Here is a 17,220-nt window from a genome sequence, read left to right on the forward strand (position 1 = left end):
CGGCAGTGTTACCCGACTGTGACGTGGTCGGAGCGTGACGCGGTCAGACCACGAAGAGCCGGACGGTGCTCCCGATCGGCACCATCTCGCCGGCGTCAGGATCGGTCCGCACGACGAACCCGAGTCCGTAGTAGTCGTCGGACTCCACCCGCTCGGGGACCAGACCGGCATCGCGCACCGCCTGCTCGGCGGCGTCGATGCCGAACAACGTCACCTTCGGCATCTCGACCAGCTCGGGGCCCTGCGACACCACGAGCGTCACGACGTCGCCGCGGAACAGCGTGCCACTGGACGGGTCCTGCGAGATGATGTGTCCCTCCGGGACGTCGCTGCTGTACTCCTCGGAGGTCTCGTAGCCCAGCTGGCGCTTCTCCAGCGCCTTGACGGCTGTGTCGAGGGGCTTGCCGACCCAGTCGCCGACGTTGATCGGGCGCCGGCCGCGACTCACCACGATCTGTACGGTGTCGCCGGCCGACAGCTCGGCTCCCGCCTTCGGCACGGTGCCGAGCGCGGTGCCCTCCTCCACGGTCTCGGAGTAGCGCTCGATCCGCTCACCGATCTTCAGCTGCCACTCCAGCAGCGCGTCCTGCGCCTCGTCCTCGCTGAGGTTGCGCACCTTCGGCACGATCAGCTTGCCCAACGACAAGGTGAGGGTGACCGTGTCGCCCGGGAGCACCTTCGCGCCCCCGCCGGGATCGGCCGAGACCACCGACCCTTCGGGCACCTCGGAGTCGTAGACCGGGTCGGCGAAGTCGACCTCGAGCCCGGCGTCCTCGATCGCGGCCACCGCGGCGGCGCGATCCTGCCCGGTGACGCTGGGGGCGGCGGTGTAGCGGGCCCAGCCGTACCAGAACGCGCCGCCGCCGACGACCAGAGCCAGTACCAGGGCGAGCACCAGCAGGAGGGGTCCCCTGCGCGAACGGCGCGGCCGGGCAGGGCGAGCCTCCGCGGGGAGGCGAGGCGGACCAGCGGCACCGGCGGGGTGACCAGATCGTCCGGGCGGCTTCGCCGGCGGACCCGCGGGTGGCGCGATCGGAGGCCCGACCGGGCGTGGCGGATCGAAGTCGGGGCCGAGCACCGGCAGCGTGGTGGTGGGCTCGTGGCCGCTCTCGATCCACTGCTCGCCGTCCTCGACGGCGTCGGGGGACTCCGGCCGGACCATCGGAGTGAGGTCGAGGGTGAGCTCCGGGTCGTCGCGCACGCCCCGGTCGAGGGCGTGCGCGACGCGGTGGACCTGGTGCAGGAGCACGCCGGCGTCGGCGGGGCGCAGCGCCCGGTCGCGTGCGGTGGCCCGGGCCACCAGGGCATCGACGTAGGCGGGTGTCTCCGGCACCAGCTCGGAGGGCAGCGGGACGTCGTGGTGCACGTGGCGATAGGCGACCGCGATCGGGCTCTCACCCTCGTGCGGCTTCTCACCGGTCAGCAGCTCGTAGAGCATCACGCCCACGGCGTAGACGTCGGCCCGAGCGTCGGCGCGCCCGTCGACCACCAGCTCGGGCGCGAGGTAGGACACGGTGCCGATCAACACGCCCTGGGTGGCGGTGTGCTGGGTGTCGGCGCCGACCGCCTTGGCGAGGCCGAAGTCGGCGACCTTGATCCGCGTGCCGAGCACACCGGCGCCGCCCGGGTGTCCCGGCTCGTCGGCGATGAGCACGTTCTCCGGCTTGACGTCGCGGTGGATCAGCCCGGAGCGATGGGCCGCGGCGAGAGCGGAGAGCACGGGCTCGATCAGCGCGAGCGCCCGCGCCGGCGACATCGGGGCCTCCTTGGCGATGGTGTCGCGCAGCGTGTGGCCGCTCACCAGCTCCATGGCCAAGAAGACCGTGCCGTCGTCGTCGCCCTGGTCGTAGACCGCGACGACATTGGGGTGCGACAGCCGGGCCGCTGCCCGGGCCTCACGCACGAACCGGTCGGCGAAGTCGCGGTCGCTGTCGGAGTCCGACAGCCCGGCATGCATGATCTTGACCGCGACGGTGCGATCGAGGCGGATGTCGTGGGCCTCATGGACGCTGGCCATCCCGCCGCGGGCGATGCGCGGACCGATGCGATAGCGACCGTCGAGCAGTCGACCGGCATGCCCGGTCGACGGCGCGGCGCCGTCCGCGTCTGTCGCCACCTCGACCCTCCTGTGCCGGCAGGGGAAGATGCCGACGGGCGTCATCCTACGGTCGCGACCCCACCTGTCCCGGCAGGTCGCGGCCCCGTGTGTCTGCCAATGTGACAGGCATCCGAGCCGACTGGGACCATGTTCCGATGAGCACACCCCCGCTGGCGCAGGTCGACCTGGCCGCGCTCGTCGACGACTGGATCGACTGGGCCGAGGCCGGACGTCGCCTCGAGGTGACGCCGGCTAAGGTGCGCACGATGGTGCGCGAGCACCAGTTGGCCGCCGCGGTCCCGGTACCCGGTGAGGGCATCTTGATCCCGGCGGACCTGATCCAGGACGCCCTCCCGGTCAAGGGCCTACCCGGCCTGCTCACCGTCCTCCACGACAACGGCTACGACGACCGCGAGTGCATCGCGTGGCTCTTCCTCGACCAGGACTTCCCCGGTCGCGCGATCGACGCGCTGCGCGAGAACCGCGGGACCGAGGTCAAGCGCCGCGCCCAGGCGCTGGCCTGGTGAGCCCACGGCTGCGAAGCACGCTCGTCTCGGGGGTCGTCCTGGTCCTGGTGGCCGTGGTCTGGCTGCTCGCGGGCAACGGTGGCGATCAGGAGACCGATCCGGCCCCGTCGGCGCGCGACTCGGCCTCATCCTCGGCTTCGGACACCTCGCCCTCGACCACGTCGGAGCCGGGCGTCCCGGACGGCAGCATCGCGGTGGAGGACCTGCCTCCCGAGGCGCTCGACACCCTCGACCTGATCGATGCCGGCGGTCCCTATCCCTACGACGAGGACGGCCGGACCTTCGGCAACTACGAGGGGCTGTTGCCCGACCACGAGCGCGGCTACTACCGGGAGTTCACCGTGGAGTCGCCCGGTCTGAGCCACCGCGGTCCACTGCGGATCGTGGCCGGGGACGCCGGCGAGCTCTACTGGACCACCGACCATTACGCATCGTTTGAGAGGATCGTCCGGTGAGCGGGTTGGCGGAGGTCCTCAGCGGACGAGCACCCCAGGGTGCCTACCACTGGGTTTCGAACTGGTCGCCGGACGAGATCCGGCACACCGTCGAGCACGCGGGGTGGCGCTTCGCCCACCTCGAGGGCGCCCGGATCGAGTCGGTGCCTGACCTGCACGAGGCGCTGTCCCAGGCCCTCGACCTGCCCGAGTACTACGGCCGCAACCTCGACGCCCTCGCCGAGTGCCTGGCCGAGCTCCCCGAGAAGCAGCTGCTGCTGTGGGACACCTGGTCGGTCCTCGCGCGCGCCGAGCCGCGGGTCTTCTCCATCGCCGTCGATCTCCTCGGCGAGTCCCTGACCCTCCTCCTGCGTGGCCCCGGCCCCGAGACCGGGCTTCCGACCCTCGGCTGACCCGCCTCACGAGACCTCGCACCCGTCGGCGCTCGCTGGCTCGACCTCCGGCGGCGGGCTGGTCTCGGAGGTTGAGCAAGCCGGCGAGTGAGGAACGAGCTCGTCGGCGCCGACGAAACCTCGCAACCGACCTCGCCAACGCTGGCAGCGCCGGTTGTCGGGGTTCGATCAATCAACGGGCGCTCGCTGGCGCTCGCTTGCTCAACCTCCGGCGATGCGGCGAACGGCCGCCTCACACCACCCGCTGCGTGACCGCGTCGGCCAGGGAGCGCAGGACGGCGGTGGCGTGCGGGTCGAGGGCGGCGTCGTCGAGGGCGGCGAGGGAGATCGTGACCAGCTCGGCGATGACGGCCTCGACCTGGGCGCGGGCGCCGCAGGTGTCGATGATCTCGCGCAGCCGCTGGACCTCGGGCTCGGTGAGAGGGGAGCCCAGGGCGCCGTCGAGGAGGGCGGCGTCCTCGGCGTCGGCGGCGTCGAGAGCGAGGGCCACCAGGACGGTGCGCTTGCCCTCCACCAGGTCGTCGCCGGCCGGCTTGCCGGTGGCAGAGGGGTCGCCGAAGACGCCGAGCAGGTCGTCGCGCAGCTGGAAGGCCTCACCGAGCGGGAGGCCGAAGCGGGTGAGCGCCGTGATCGTGTCGGGGGAGGCGCCGGCCAGGGCGGCCCCCACGTGCAGCGGGCGCTCGATGGAGTACTTCGCCGACTTGTAGCGCAGCACCGTCATCGCCGCCTCGACGTCGGCGCGGCCGCGGGCCTGCACCGACACGTCGAGGAACTGGCCCGCGATCACCTCCGACCGGCACAGGTCGAAGATCTCCAGGGCTGGGCCGACCCGGTCCCAGCCGAATCCACAGCGACGCAGCAGCTCGTCGGCCCAACCCTGGAGCAGGTCGCCGAGCAGGATGGCGGCGGCCGCGCCGTACTGCTCGGGGTCGCCGCGCCACTGCTCGCTGCGGTGCTGGCCCTCGAACTCGCGGTGGGTGGCCGGGCGGCCCCGTCGGGTGTCGGAGGCGTCCATCAGGTCGTCGTGGGCGAGCGCACTGGCGTGCAGGAGCTCGAGCGCGGCGCAGGCGCGCAGCAGCGCTGCATCCTCTGCCTCGTCGAGGGGCTCGGCCACCGCCCGGAAACCCCAGTAGCAGAACGCCGCCCGGAACCGCTTGCCACCGGCGACGGCTACCCGGGCCTCGGCGAGCAGGCGCTCGGCGTCGGGGCCGAGCGGGGCCAGGCGCACCGCCTGCAGGTCGAGGAACTCGGTCAGCGCCTGCTCGATCCCGGCGCGGAATCCCGCCTCGTCCCAACCTTCGTCGCCGATGACCACGCATCGAGGCTAGATGCCTAGTCTTGAGGCCATGGCAACGGGTCGTGGACGCAGCATCGCCGAGCTCATCGAGAGCGGCGAGCGCACGATCTCCTTCGAGTTCTTCCCCCCGAAGGACGAGGCCGGGGCCGAGCGTCTGTGGCGCGCGATCCAGGCGTTGGAGCCCTACAAGCCGACCTTCGTGTCGGTCACCTACGGTGCCGGCGGGACCACCCGAGACACCACGGTCGAGATCACCGGCCGCATCGCTCGCGAGACCTCCCTGACGCCGGTGGCGCACCTGACCTGTGTGGGCCACACCCGCGAGGAGCTCGAGAAGATCCTTGACACCTATTCCGAGGCGGGTGTCCACCACCTGATGGCCCTGCGCGGAGACCCACCCGAGGGCCCGCGCGCCCCCTGGACCCGCACCGAGGGAGGCCTCGACTACGCCAGCGAGCTGGTCGAGCTCGCCGGTGGCCGCGGCGACTTCCAGATCGGGGTGGCGGCCTTCCCCGAGGGACATCCCAACGCGGAGTCCCGCGACGCCGACGCCGACGTGCTGGTCGCCAAGGCCCGCGCGGGCGCCCAGTTCGCGGTCACCCAGATGTTCTTCCGGGCCTCCGACTACGTGGAGCTCGTGGAGCGGGTCCGCTCCCGGGGCGTCGACATCCCGATCCTGCCCGGGATCATGCCGATCTTGAACCTGGCCGCGATCCGGCGGCAGAGCGAGCTGATCGGCGCCGACGTGCCCGACGAGATCGTCGCTCGCATCTCGGCGCACGAGGACCCCGCAGCGATCCGCGCCGAGGGGATCGCGATCGCCGCCGAGCTGTGCGAGGAGCTCCTCGCCGGTGGCGCGCCCGGCCTGCACTTCTACACGCTCAACTTCTCCCGGGCGACCCTGGAGATCTTCGAGCGGCTCCAGATCCGCGCGTGATTCCAGGCTGAGCCTGCCCGCGCCGAGGCGGCGCAGGTAGGTTCGCGTGCATGTTGACTGCGCGCACCGTCACCACCACCGGCGCCGGCCGGGTCAGCCTGCCGCGTTCGATCGCGCTCGTGCGGGTCTCGGCGATCCAGCGCGCGCCGGGTCTGGCCGACGCGCTCGCCGGCGCCGAGTCCGCGCGAGCCGCCGTCGTCGAGGTCGCCCGGCGTCTGGTCGACCCGTCCGCGATCGCCACTCAGAGCCTCGACATCTGGCCCACCACCGACATGCAGGGACGCCCCGACGGCCACGAGGCCCGGCACTCGTTGAGCATCCGGGTGGCCAGCCTCGACGCCGCCGCCGAGCTCGTGCGGGCACTGGCCGACGAGGTCGGCGACCGGATCAGCCTCGACGGCGTGTCGCCGGCCGCCGCGCCCACCGACGACGACCGCCGGACCGCACGGGAGCGGGCCTTCGCCGATGCTCGCTCCGTCGCCGAGCACCTGGCGGGGCTCGCCGGCTCGGCGCTGGGTGGCGTGCTCTCGGTGGTCGAGGGAGAGGCCGGCCCCGGAGCGATCGGCGCGGAGGCCGCCGTCCGGATGACGAGCGCCAAGGCCGACGTCGGGTTCGAGAGTGGCGAGCAGGACGTCGTCGCCTCGGTCACGGTGACGTGGGAGCTGGTCTGAATCCTCTGGCCCTGTGCCCAGCCGCGGCGCGCGAGCAGGCTCAGCCTGGAATCACCGATTCTCGCCTGCTGCGCGCCACCATATGAGCGCGTTGGCGGCGTTGCGGCCGCTCGACGGTCAACCAGACCGCCCTTCGCGACCGCGCCTTGCCATCGAACCCATCTGATGACGCGCAGCAAACGCCGACAATCGGTGGTTCCAGGCTCAGCGACGGATGATCCGGCGTTCGATCGCTGCGGCGACCGCACCGGCGCGGGTGTCGACGCCGAGCTTGGTGTAGATGTGCGAGAGGTGGCTCTTCACCGTCGCCTCGGAGACGAGCAGCGCACGCGCGAGCTCGCGGTTGCCGAGTCCCTCCGAGAGCAGCTCGAGCACCTCCACCTCGCGCTCGGTGATCACCGAGGCACCGGCCCCGGCGGTCGCCCGGCGCACCAGCGTCGCGGCGACCGGGGGCGCCAGCGCGGTCTCCCCGCGGGCGGTCGCCCGCACCCCGGCGAACAGCTCGTCGGGTGGCGCGTCCTTGAGTAGATAGCCGCGCGCCCCGGCATCGAGGGCGCGCAGGACGTCCGCGTCGGTGTGGTAGGTCGTCAGCACCAGCACCTCCGGGGCGGGGTCGAGGTCCCGCAGCCGCTGCGTCACCTCGACGCCGCCCGGACCGTCGCCCAGCGAGAGGTCCATCAGCACGACGTCGGGGCCGGTGCGCCGCACCACCTCGAGCGCCTCGGCCAGGTCGGCGGCCTCGCCCACGACGTCGAGGTCGCCCGCCGCGGCCAGAAGGGCGCGCAGGCCGGCTCGGACGACGGGATGGTCGTCGACGAGCACTACCCGCACGGACGGGTTCATGTGGCCGTCCCGACCGGGAGCGCGACGGAGACGGCGGTCCCCTCGCCGGGCGCCGATTCGAGGCTGACCCGTCCACCGAGGGACTCGGCCCGTTGCCGGATGCCGCGCAGGCCGGTGCCGCGGTGGCTCCCGCCGGGCGGTGCCGCGGGGTCGAAGCCGCGGCCGTCGTCGCGCACGTCGAGCAGGACCTCGCCCGGAAGCTGGGTGAGGGTCACCGCGACGCGACCGGCGTCGGCGTGCTCGACGACATTGGCCAGCGAGCCGCGGACGGTGCGGATCAGCGCCGTCGCGATCGCGGGTGACACCGGCTGCGGTTCGCCGTGCAGCGCGAGGCTCGCGACGGTGGTGGTCGCGCCGGTCGACTCGGTGATCGCCGAGCGCAGGGCTTCGGCGAGCGCCGTCCCCGAGACCAGCTCACCGTCCAGACCCGTGGCGGCGAGGTTCTGGACGACGCGACGGCTCTCGTCGAGCTCGCGGCGGGCCGTTCCCGCGGCGGTGGTCACCAGGTCGCGTGCTACGGCAGGCTCCCGGTCCCAGTCCCGCTCGGCGGCCTGGAGCATGAGGTTGATGCTCGTCAGGCCCTGCCCGATCGAGTCGTGGAGGTCGCGAGCGAGCCGGGTGCGCTCGGCGATCGCTCCCGCGCGCCGCTCGGCGCTGGCGAGCTCGTCCTGGGCCGCCGTCAGCTCGTCGAGCAGCCGCTGACGCTCGGCGGCCTCACGAGCGAGGGTGTGGAACGCGACGACGGTCACGAACGCGATCACGATCGGACCGGCCACGATCGTCGGGTCCACGCCGTCGGTGAGCCGGGCCCACGCCAGGCTCACCACGAGCGTCATCAGTGCGACGAGTGCCGCCGCATAGGGCACGCGGAGGACCCGGAGCGTCGCGAAGGCCACGGGGACCGCGGTCCACGCGAACGACGGAGCCACCAGGGTGAGAGCCGCCCACAGCGTGATCACCCCGAGGATCCACGCGGTCGGCCACCACGTGCGCCCGCGGACTCGGCCGCGCACCGCGTAGGCAGCGGCGAACACGGCGGCGCCGGACAGCACGAAGACGCCGGCGCCGTCGAGCGGATGACGGGCCAGGTAGCGCATCGTGCAGACGGCGACGAGAACGAGCAGGGCGGCATCGAGCCACCGGTCGAGCTGACGCACCGGCGCCAGCACGCCGCGCATGCCGTTGGCTGGCCCGCTCATGACCGCACAGCGTAGGCGCGCCGAGACCTGTGCGGCATCAACCGATCGGCTATCGCGGACCGGCCGCCCGGCCGATTCGACCGGGGCGGCGACGCGGCGAGGCTGGCGGGACCAGCCACTCGACCGGATCGGAGCACCCCATGAACCGCAGGTTCGCAGCAAGCGCAGTCACCGCCGTCGCGGCACTCGCCGCGACCGCAGCCATCACGCCCAGCGCCGACGCGCATCGCCCGACGCGTCCCTCGACCTATGTCTTGACCGGCGACGAAGGCGGCTCGAAGTTCGAGGGGATCGGCACCGACGAGCGGCGCGGCCGCTTCTACGTGAGCGAGACCACCGGCGGTGAGATCCACCGGGGGTCGGCATGGACGGCGCGGACCCACGAGTGGCTCGGCGGCGACGGCGTCGACGGGCGCTTCACGGCTCGCGGGGTCACGACCGACCGGGCCGGCAACGTCTACGTCGCCGGTGGACCCAACGGGATCGGCGACGACGGCACCGACAACGGCCGGCCCGACCTGTGGGTCTACTCGCCCTCGGGCCGCCTGCTCGCGGCCCTGCGGGCACCCGGCGACAACGCCTTCCTCAACGACGTGTGGGTGGGTCCCGACGGCGCGGCGTACGTGACGAACTCCAACGCGCCGGAGGTCTTCCGGGTGACGAACGGACACCACGGCTGGACGATGGATCTGTGGGTCGAGGCCTCCGAGGTCATCGAGCAGCAGCCGGGCTTCAACCTCGGTGGCATCGTGCTGAGCCCCGACCGGCGCGCACTCGTGGTGGCGCAGGGCAACGTCGGGGCGCTGTGGCGCTTCGACCTCCGCACCCGCGCGGTCACCCGGGTCGAGACGGGTGATGCCCCGCTCCTGAACGCAGACGGGCTCGTGCGGCACGGCACCAGGCTCACCGTCGTCCGCAACTTCTCGCGTGCGGTGACGACGCTGCGGCTCTCCTACGACGCACGCTCGGCCCGGCTCGTCAGCGACCGGGCGACCGACCCGGGCCGGGTGCTGACCACCGCGAAGCGGCTCGCCGGTCGCACGCTCTACGTCGACAGCAAGTTCGACGAGCAGGTCGCCACGCCGCCCTACGAGGTCGTGACCGATCCGTTCGTGTGGTGACCGGAGTCACCGGCGCGACTCGTAGTGGAACCGGACGGGCACGCCCGCTGCCTCCTCGATCGCCTTCTCCACGGCGGGATCGGGCTCGGCGCGGTCCAGGATGATCTCGATGCCCTTCCACTCCGGGTCGTAGGAGATCGCGACGAGCCTCCAGCCCTTGGCCTCCGGCGACTCGATGAGCGCCTTGCCGGCGGCCTCGAGTGCGTCGGAGCCGGGCTCCCCGGAGGCGACCGGCGCCTGTGGGAGGCCGGCGCCGGCGGACTGGGAGTCCGTGGCGGTGCGATCGGGGGCGCCGTCCCACGGCCAGGGGGTCGTGACGGCGACCGCGGTCGCGAGGGCGAGCGCCGCTCCGGCTCCGGCGAGCCCGAGGCGGGCGGTGCGCCGAGCGCGACGGCGACGGTCGCCACCTTCGCGCAGCGCGTGCTCGAGGAGATCGGGCGTCGGGACGGGCGCCTCGTGGGCGGAGCGGGTCAGCAGGTCGTGGATGTCGTTCATGGTCGCCTCGCAAGGGTCTGGGGCTCGTGTGGTGGGTGGTGGTCGGAGAGGGCCGCCGTCTGCCGCAGCCGGCCCATCGCACGCGAGGTGCGGGTGCGGACGGCGGCCTCGGACAGTCCGAGAAGGTCCCCGATCTCGGCGTGGGTGAGGTCCTCGTAGAACCGCAGCACGACGATGGCGCGGTCGGTGGGCTTGAGCTCGTCGAGTGCCTCGCGCAGCGTGAGGGTGGCGGTGAGGTCGGCGGCGGGAGCCGCGGCGTCGGGGACCGCGTCGACCGGGATCTCGCCGGAGCGCTTGCGTCGTCGCTCGTCGAGGTGGAGCCGCAGCATCGTCCGCCGGGCATAGGCCAGCGGGTGGTCGATCCTGCCGCGGGGGCCCCGGCGGTGGGCCTTCACGTACATCCGGGTCAGCGTCTCCTGGACCAGGTCCTCGGCACGGTGCGCGTCGTGCGTGAGCAGCCACGCCGTGCGGTGCAGGCCGGGGATCGCCGCTGCGGCGAACTCCTCGAAGTCATCCATCGACCGACCCCCTCTCGTCGTCTCGGCCCTTCACAGCGAATAGACGGGGCGGCTCGCCCGGTTCGTTACCGACGTGGCGGGACTTTCTTCTCGGCAGGTCCGATGAGCGTCGCGACCAACGCGGCCCCCAGCCCCACGTAGGCGAGTCCGGACCCGGGCGTGGCGTGCGCGCCGGCCGCGTAGACGCCGGGGATCGGTGTGGCCGGCCCGAGTCGACGTCGCACCGTGCCGCGGCCGTCCCACACGACGCCGTACGGCGAGCCGGCGGCCGCGACCTGGGCCGGACTCCGCTCGACCCGTGCCACCACGCGGCCACGAAGATCGAGTCCACGAGCGGCCAGTGCCGCCACCGGGTCGGCGACATCGCTCCCCGGAGGCACGAGGAGGGTGAGTGCGCGCGTCCCGTCGGGTGCCCGGCCGCCTGGGCGCAGCACGATCGTGTCCGAGATGCCGGAGTGGTGCAGGACGGTCTCGTGCTCGGGCCAGGCCCCGGTCCCGCCGCCGTCGTCATCGGTGTCTGCGGTGACGCCGAGATGGGTGACCGTCGGCGCCCTGGCCGGCGCGGTCCGCTTGACGTGCGGGCTCAGTGCCGGGAGGCGGCGCGGGTCGATCGCGCACACGACGGCGTCGGCGGGCAGCTCGCCGGCGGCGGTGTCCACGGCGACGGCGCGACCATCTCGCACCACGATGTCGCGGACCGGCGTCTCGAGGTGCACCTGCACGCCTCGGGTGGAGAGCCGTCCGGCGAGCAGGTCGCGCACTCGGGCGAGACCGCCGTCGGCGTCGGGGATCGTCCAGGTGCCGAACAGCTGCTCGAGATAGGAGTGGACCCCCGCCCACACAGGGACGTCGCGCAGCCGGTGCCCCTCGGACGTGAACCCGTGCCCCGCGACGAGGGCGGCGCGTTCGTCGCGGAGGGCGGTGCGCAGTCGGCGCCGGAGCGTGGTGCGGGCATCGAGGAGTGCGGCGACCTCCCGGGGGAGCGCGGCGGGGGTCCACGGCTCCTCGAAGTAGTGGCGGCGCAGGACGTCCCACACCTCGGCGTAGGGCGCGAGGTAGGCGGCCCAGGTCTCGCCCAGCCCCGGCGCGAGCCTTTCGAACGCGGCGCGCTGGGCCCCGGCGCCGGGTGGCAGCCGCAGAATGCTGCCGTCGGCGAACCGGTGCTCGCGCAGCACGGCGAGCGGCGTGAGGTCGCCACCGAGCTCGGACTCCAAGGGTCTGCCGGTCTTGCGGAACAGGTCGCGCACCACGGCAGGAAGGGCCACCGAGCGGGGCCCGGCGTCCCAGGCGAAGCCGTCGGCCTCGACCGTGGTGACCGCGCCGCCGAGCCGGTCCGAGCTCTCCGCCAGGGTGACCTGGTGTCCCACCTTCGCAAGTCTCAGCGCCGACGCGAGACCACCGAAGCCGCCGCCGATCACCACGATGCGCATCGGGTGCTCCTCATGTGGTGTCGACGATCCGCCGTTCGCGGCGGGCCCGGAAGCGCCGCCACCCGCGGCGGATCACCTTGATCGCGAGCACCAGGACGCCGAGCCCGACCAGCAGCAGCACGGCGGTGATCGAGGCGGCCGCGACCGGATGCCGGATCGCGAAGGCCACGAGGGCGAGCACGACCAGGTCCTCCACGACGCTCGCGGTCACGTTGGTGACCGGCTCGGGGGAGGAGTTGATGGCCAGCCGGCCGCCGGCCTTGATCACGTGAGAGACCAGTGCGGTGCCTCCGCCGACCGCGGCGTTCAGGGCCTGGTCGAGGGAGTCGGCGTCGCCGGCGAGCAGGACGCCGATGACCGCGCCCGCGGTAGGTCGGATGACGGTAGAGATGGCGTCCCAGGTCGAGTCGATCAAGGGGATCTTGTCGGCCACGAACTCGAAGGCGTACAAGAACCCGGCCACGGCCAGCACGTCCCAGCGGGCCAGCACGTCGGGGACGTCGTCGACGCCGCCGATCCGCGACCCGAGGCCGAGCACGAGCACGACCAGGTAGGCGTTGACGCCGCTGGCCCACCCGCTGGAGAAGGTGAGCGCCAGAGAGTCCACCGGTGTCGCCTACTCGACCTCGACGACGCTCGCGCCGGTCAGGCGGAGCAGCTCGTCGTAGGTGGTCGAGAAGACGGCGGCCGGATGCCCGGCCGCGGCCCACACGACCGGGTGGCGCGACAGCCACGGGTCGAGGTAGGTCGGTACCGGAGCGGGGTGCGCCAGCGGGGAGACCCCGCCGATCACCTGGCCGGTGTGCTCGCGGACGAACTCGGGGCTGGCGCGCCGGAGTCGGTCCACGCCGATGCGCTGGGCGGTGAGCGCGGCGTCGACCCGGTGTGCGCCCGAGGTGAGGATCAGCACGGGCGACCCACCGGCGTCGAAGAGCAGGCTGTTGGCGATCGCGCCGGGCTCGCAGCCCAGCGCCTCGGCGGCGAGGACGGCGGTATGGACCGAGTCGGGCAGAATGACGATCTCGCCGGTGCCGCCCAGGCGCGCATGCTCCTCACGGAACCGGCCGATCATCGGGTGTTCGCTGGACACGGCCCCGACCTTAACCGTCCGAGACCCGTAACGGAGACGAGCATGACCGCGCCCCCCGCCGGCCGCCCCTCGACGGTCACCTGGGCGGTGCGGCTGGTCTGGGCCCTGATCGTCCTGGCCGGCGTCCTCGCCGCCCTCTCGGTGGTGTTCGAGGACGAGCTGGTCCGCGCCTTCGGCGCCGCCGGCGCTACCGCCGACGACACCCGCGTGCCCCCGTCGTTCGCCCCCGTGGCCGTGGTGCTGTGGGTGACCGTCTCGAGCCTGCTGCTGGTGCTCACCGCGATGCTGCTCGGCGGACACGTGTGGGGTCGCCATACGCTCGCGGCGACGGTCGCGCTGATCGCGGTGGGCACGGTCTCGGCGATGCTCGACAGCAACCCTCCGGCGGCCGCGGTCCTCGGCGGACTGCTGAGCCTGGTCCTCGACGTGCTCATCGTCGTGCTGCTGTACCGGCCCGAGACCACCGCCTATCTGGTGCCGGTGGGTGGGCGAGGGGCGGACGCCGCGCGGCAGTCGTGATCCGCGTCCGGACCGGCCAGTGACCGGCTCGTGGTCGGCTCTTGACCGGCTGTCGGTGGCCGGGTGTAGCGTTCTCGGTGTTCGAACACGTGTTCGAACACCGATTCCCTCACTGCAGGAGCGCCGCCATGATCCTCCCGGCCACCACGCACTCATACCTCCTCCGCGCCGCGGACTCGCTCAGCGAGGCGGTCGCCACGCCCGAGGTGCCCACTCGCTACGCGCTGGCGCACGTGGCGGCCCTGCGTGCCGCGGCCGCGCTGCTCGCGGCGCGGGCCCGGCCCGCCGGGGCCACTCGGCGTCGTCCGCAGAAGAACGCCTGGGTCCTGCTGGCCGAGGTGGCACCCGAGCTGGGGGAGTGGGCCACCTATTTCGCTGCCGGCGCCGGCAAGCGGGCGGCCGCCGAGGCCGGCTCGACCCGTGCCGTCTCCGAGCGCGAGGCCGACGACCTGGTGCGCGATGCCGACCGGTTCCTCGCCGTCGTGGAGCAGTCGCTCGGCCTGGTGCCCGGGTCGTCCCGGACGGGCCCCGAGACCGTCTCCTATCCCGCCCAGCAACGGGTCTCGTGACGCGAGGGATTCCCTGGTCGACTTCAGGCGGGTGAGGACGAAGGGTCGACCCATGACCCCGTTTCAGCCCTCGGCCCCGCCGCGACCGCGCCGGACCCTGCGCCGCGTCGGCGTGGTGCTCATCTCCTTCGGCCTCGTCCTCTGGCCGGCTCCCGGTCCGCTCGATCCGGGACCCGCGGCGGCCGCGCCGGCTCCGCGGGGCGACCAAGGCGACTATGACGAGAGCTACTGGGAACCCGCTGCCGGCAAGCGCGGCGCCGAGCTCGAGGCCGCCCTGCACGAGATCATCTCCACCGACGTCACCGTGCTCGGCTACGGCGAGGTGTGGGACGCGCTCGCGGTCACCGACCGCGACCCGGATGACCCCGACAACGTGATCCTCCTCTACCAAGGGACCTCCGTGCCGGCCGCGAGTCACGGGGGCGATCCGGACCAGTGGAATCGCGAGCACGTCTGGGCCAAGTCCCATGGGGACTTCGGGACGACCGCCGGTCCGGGCACCGATCTGCACCACCTGCGCCCGGCCGACGTCACGGTCAACTCCGATCGCGGAAACCTCGACTTCGACGAGGGGGGCACCGAGAACGACGAGGCGCCCGGCAACTACTCCGACTCCGACTCCTGGGAGCCGCGCGCCGAGGACAAGGGCGACGTCGCCCGGATGATCTTCTACATGTCGGTGCGCTACGACGGTGGCGACGGCTTCCCAGACCTGGAGGTCAACGACGTGGCCGGCAACGGCTCGGCGCCCCGGCACGGAAGGGTCTCGGTGCTGCTGCGCTGGCACGAGCAGGATCCCCCCAGTGAGGCCGAGAGGCGGCGCAACGACCTGATCCAGCAGGAGTTCCAGGGCAACCGCAATCCGTTCATCGATCATCCCGAGTGGGCCGACAGCATCTGGTGAGCCAGCACCGCCATGTCCCGACGGCCTTGCGTGAATAGAACAGAGGTTCGATAATAGGCGCATCGACGTCCGGGTCGACGACGACTGGAGGTTCCCGTGCCCGCTGCGCCGGTCACCGACCCACTAGAGTCACGACCATGTCCGCCAGCCAACGCCGTCCCTCCCTGGCGCCGGCGGCCGCCCCCCGTACCGCCGTGGTGTGGGACGACCTCGAGCCGTATCTCTCGGCCGCACCGCTCTCGGTGCTCGACATCGGCGGCGGCACCGGCGGATCGGCCGTGCGAATCGCCGGCCTCGGTCATCGCGTCACCGTCGTCGACCCGAGCCCCGACGCCCTCGCCGCGCTCGATCGCCGGGCCCACGAGCGCGGCGTCGAGGTCACCGGGCGACAAGGAGACCTGGCCGAGGTGCCCGATCTGCTCGACCCCGGCAGCGTCGATCTGGTGCTGTGTCACGGCGTGCTCGAGGTCGTCGACGACCCGGTCGGTGCCATGGCCGGCCTGCGCTCGGTTCTGCGCCCCGAAGGGCGGCTCTCCCTGCTGGTGGCCCAGCGGCACGCGGCGGTCATCGCGCGCGCCATGGCCGGGCACTTCGCCCAGGCCTCGGCCCTGCTCGCGACCGATCCGGCGAGCGTCCCGGCCGATCAGCGGGTGCGCGCCGGGCGCCGGTTCACCGCCGAGGAGGCCTCCTCGGTGCTCGTCTCGGCCGGCTTCGCGATCGACTCCATCCACGGGGTCCGCGTCTTCGCCGACCTCGTCCCCGGCTCCTTGCTCGACCTCGAACCCGGCGCCACCGCCGCACTGGTCGACCTCGAACGCGACGTGGCCTCTCGGCCCGAGTACCTCCCGCTCGCGACCCAGTTGCACCTGCTCGCACACTGAGCCCGTCGGGTCCCGGCCCCGGGGCACTCGATGAGCGCCACGCCGCTGCTCCACGTCGACCTCGACGCGTTCTACGCCTCGGTCATGCTGCGCGAGCGGCCCGAGCTGCGCGAGCTGCCGGTCGTCGTCGGCGGCGGCCACCGCGGCGTCGTCCTGGCGGCCAACTATCCCGCGCGCGCCCACGGCGTCCGCGCGGGCATGAGCGGGGTGGAGGCGCGCCGGGTCTGCCCCCAGGTCATCGCCCTCGCCCCCGACTACGACGCGTTCGCGATCGTCTCGACCGCGGTCCTCGAGGTGTTCCACACCATCACTCCGCTGGTGGAGTCGCCCTCGCCCGACGAGGCCTTCCTCGACGTCCGCGGTGCGTCGCGACGCCTCGGCGATCCGGTGCGGATCGCCGAGCGGATCCGAGCGGTGGTTCACGACGAGCAGGGCATCACCTGCTCGGTGGGCATCGCCGCCACGATCTCGATCGCCAAGCTCGCCAGCAAGCGGGCCAAACCCGACGGCGTGCTCGTGCTCGCCCCCGGCGACCTCGCCGAGTACCTGGCGCCCCTCGACGTCGGCGATCTCTACGGTGTCGGCGAACGCACCCGCGCCAAGCTCCACCGGATCGGCCTGGAGACCGTCGGAGACGTCGCGCGGCAGCCGGTGGGCTTCTTGCAGCAGGCACTCGGTCGCCACCTCGGCGCGCATCTGCACCGGCTCGCGCACGGCACCGACCGCAGCACCCTCGAGGTGGGCACCACCGGCCACTTCGGCCACGGAGTCCGGTCGGGCCTGGGTGCTCCCGACAGGTCGATGGGCGCCCAGGAGACCTTCGGTCACGACACCGGCGACCGGGAGAGTGTGCTGCGAGAGGTGCTGCGGCTCACCACCAAGGTCGCGCGGAGGCTGCGCACCGCCGACCTCGTCGGACGCACGGTCACCCTGACCGTCCGGTTCACCGACTTCCGCACGATCACCCGCAGCCGCACGCTGCGCGAACCCACCGACACCACCCGGGAGATCTACGCGGTGGCCGTCGGCCTCTACGACGCCCTCGGGCTCGGCCGGACCCGTCTGCGGCTGGTCGGGGTCCGCGTCGAGGGCCTGGTCCCGCGCGCCGGCGTCCAGCGCCAAGGAGTCCTCGGCGAGCGAGAGCCCGGCTGGCGCGCGGCAGACCGGGCAGCCGACCGCGCCGCCGACCGGTTCGGCTCCCGAGCCGTGCGCCCGGCGTCCCTGCTTGGCGCCGACAGCCTGCGCACCGACGTGGTCGGCTAGGCAGGCCGCTG

20 protein-coding genes are annotated in these 17,220 nt (G+C 73.0%); 11 read left to right on the plus strand and 9 right to left on the minus strand.

Features of this window, described 5'->3' with window-relative positions:
- Positions 1-43: 43 nt before the first annotated feature.
- Entirely contained in the window at positions 44-2,116 is a 2,073-nt protein-coding gene (pknB, locus tag WMR31_RS10015; protein WP_340538664.1) for a Stk1 family PASTA domain-containing Ser/Thr kinase, read from the minus strand.
- Between the two features lie 137 nt (positions 2,117-2,253).
- On the opposite strand from pknB, the gene WMR31_RS10020 reads away from it, so the two are divergent.
- From WMR31_RS10020 to WMR31_RS10030, 3 genes are read left to right on the plus strand one after another with little or no spacing between them, the layout of a single operon-like run.
- Positions 2,254-2,625 (plus strand): Rv2175c family DNA-binding protein, encoded by a 372-nt coding sequence (locus WMR31_RS10020; protein WP_340538665.1) that lies wholly within the window; start codon positions 2,254-2,256, stop codon positions 2,623-2,625.
- Complete coding sequence (locus tag WMR31_RS10025) at positions 2,622-3,080, plus strand: guanyl-specific ribonuclease (protein WP_340538667.1); 459 nt, start codon at positions 2,622-2,624, stop codon at positions 3,078-3,080. The genes WMR31_RS10020 and WMR31_RS10025 overlap by 4 nt, the downstream gene beginning before the upstream one ends.
- Positions 3,077-3,472, plus strand: coding sequence for a barstar family protein (locus WMR31_RS10030; RefSeq protein WP_340538668.1), 396 nt, complete (start codon positions 3,077-3,079; stop codon positions 3,470-3,472). Before WMR31_RS10025 ends, WMR31_RS10030 begins: the two co-directional genes overlap by 4 nt.
- Positions 3,473-3,704: 232 nt before the next feature.
- Here the strand turns inward: WMR31_RS10030 and WMR31_RS10035 are convergent, their stop codons facing one another.
- On the minus strand, positions 3,705-4,787 hold the full coding sequence (locus WMR31_RS10035; protein WP_340538669.1) for a polyprenyl synthetase family protein: 1,083 nt from the start codon (positions 4,785-4,787) through the stop codon (positions 3,705-3,707).
- Positions 4,788-4,818: 31 nt separating this feature from the next.
- Here WMR31_RS10035 and metF point away from each other — a divergent pair, with 31 nt between their 5' ends.
- Together metF and WMR31_RS10045 are read left to right on the plus strand one after the other, a co-directional pair.
- The gene (gene metF, locus WMR31_RS10040) at positions 4,819-5,706 is read left to right on the plus strand and encodes a methylenetetrahydrofolate reductase [NAD(P)H] (RefSeq protein WP_340538670.1); all 888 of its coding nucleotides are present in this window, start codon (positions 4,819-4,821) and stop codon (positions 5,704-5,706) included.
- Between the two features lie 50 nt (positions 5,707-5,756).
- On the plus strand, positions 5,757-6,377 hold the full coding sequence (locus tag WMR31_RS10045) for an SIMPL domain-containing protein (RefSeq protein ID WP_340538671.1): 621 nt from the start codon (positions 5,757-5,759) through the stop codon (positions 6,375-6,377).
- Positions 6,378-6,581: 204 nt separating this feature from the next.
- Here WMR31_RS10045 and WMR31_RS10050 read toward each other — a convergent pair whose 3' ends face one another.
- A complete protein-coding gene (locus tag WMR31_RS10050; protein WP_340538672.1) occupies positions 6,582-7,220 on the minus strand; it encodes a response regulator in 639 nt (212 codons plus the stop codon).
- On the minus strand, positions 7,217-8,419 hold the full coding sequence (locus WMR31_RS10055; RefSeq protein WP_340538673.1) for a sensor histidine kinase: 1,203 nt from the start codon (positions 8,417-8,419) through the stop codon (positions 7,217-7,219). The genes WMR31_RS10050 and WMR31_RS10055 overlap by 4 nt, the downstream gene beginning before the upstream one ends.
- Positions 8,420-8,559: 140 nt before the next feature.
- Here WMR31_RS10055 and WMR31_RS10060 point away from each other — a divergent pair, with 140 nt between their 5' ends.
- Positions 8,560-9,540 (plus strand): gluconolaconase, encoded by a 981-nt coding sequence (locus WMR31_RS10060; RefSeq protein ID WP_340538674.1) that lies wholly within the window; start codon positions 8,560-8,562, stop codon positions 9,538-9,540.
- Between the two features lie 6 nt (positions 9,541-9,546).
- Here WMR31_RS10060 and WMR31_RS10065 read toward each other — a convergent pair whose 3' ends face one another.
- The 5 genes from WMR31_RS10065 to WMR31_RS10085 all read right to left on the minus strand — a co-directional run bounded on the left by WMR31_RS10065 (position 9,547) and on the right by WMR31_RS10085 (position 13,073).
- Positions 9,547-10,035: a hypothetical protein gene (locus WMR31_RS10065; protein ID WP_340538675.1), complete on the minus strand. Its 489-nt coding sequence runs from the start codon at positions 10,033-10,035 to the stop codon at positions 9,547-9,549.
- On the minus strand, positions 10,032-10,553 hold the full coding sequence (locus WMR31_RS10070; protein ID WP_340538676.1) for a sigma-70 family RNA polymerase sigma factor: 522 nt from the start codon (positions 10,551-10,553) through the stop codon (positions 10,032-10,034). Before WMR31_RS10070 ends, WMR31_RS10065 begins: the two co-directional genes overlap by 4 nt.
- A gap of 65 nt (positions 10,554-10,618) precedes the next feature.
- Complete coding sequence (locus WMR31_RS10075; protein WP_340538677.1) at positions 10,619-11,983, minus strand: phytoene desaturase family protein; 1,365 nt, start codon at positions 11,981-11,983, stop codon at positions 10,619-10,621.
- A 10-nt stretch (positions 11,984-11,993) separates the two neighbouring features.
- Positions 11,994-12,590 (minus strand): DUF4126 domain-containing protein, encoded by a 597-nt coding sequence (locus tag WMR31_RS10080; RefSeq protein WP_340538678.1) that lies wholly within the window; start codon positions 12,588-12,590, stop codon positions 11,994-11,996.
- A 9-nt stretch (positions 12,591-12,599) separates the two neighbouring features.
- Complete coding sequence (locus WMR31_RS10085; RefSeq protein WP_340538679.1) at positions 12,600-13,073, minus strand: YbaK/EbsC family protein; 474 nt, start codon at positions 13,071-13,073, stop codon at positions 12,600-12,602.
- Between the two features lie 42 nt (positions 13,074-13,115).
- Between WMR31_RS10085 and WMR31_RS10090 the strand changes: the two genes are divergently transcribed.
- From WMR31_RS10090 to dinB, 5 genes are all read left to right on the plus strand, one after another.
- Complete coding sequence (locus WMR31_RS10090) at positions 13,116-13,592, plus strand: hypothetical protein (RefSeq protein ID WP_340538680.1); 477 nt, start codon at positions 13,116-13,118, stop codon at positions 13,590-13,592.
- A 128-nt stretch (positions 13,593-13,720) separates the two neighbouring features.
- On the plus strand, positions 13,721-14,161 hold the full coding sequence (locus WMR31_RS10095; protein WP_340538681.1) for an SAV_6107 family HEPN domain-containing protein: 441 nt from the start codon (positions 13,721-13,723) through the stop codon (positions 14,159-14,161).
- Positions 14,162-14,213: 52 nt separating this feature from the next.
- Positions 14,214-15,065 carry an endonuclease I family protein gene (locus tag WMR31_RS10100; protein ID WP_340538683.1) on the plus strand — a complete coding sequence of 284 codons (852 nt, stop codon included), beginning with the start codon at positions 14,214-14,216 and terminating at the stop codon, positions 15,063-15,065.
- 137 nt (positions 15,066-15,202) lie between these two features.
- Positions 15,203-15,946: a methyltransferase domain-containing protein gene (locus WMR31_RS10105; protein ID WP_340538684.1), complete on the plus strand. Its 744-nt coding sequence runs from the start codon at positions 15,203-15,205 to the stop codon at positions 15,944-15,946.
- Positions 15,947-15,976: 30 nt separating this feature from the next.
- Positions 15,977-17,209: a DNA polymerase IV gene (dinB, locus tag WMR31_RS10110; protein ID WP_340538685.1), complete on the plus strand. Its 1,233-nt coding sequence runs from the start codon at positions 15,977-15,979 to the stop codon at positions 17,207-17,209.
- The last annotated feature ends 11 nt before the right edge of the window (positions 17,210-17,220 follow it).

It is taken from the genome of Nocardioides epinepheli (assembly GCF_037936805.1).
Lineage (GTDB): Bacteria > Actinomycetota > Actinomycetes > Propionibacteriales > Nocardioidaceae > Nocardioides.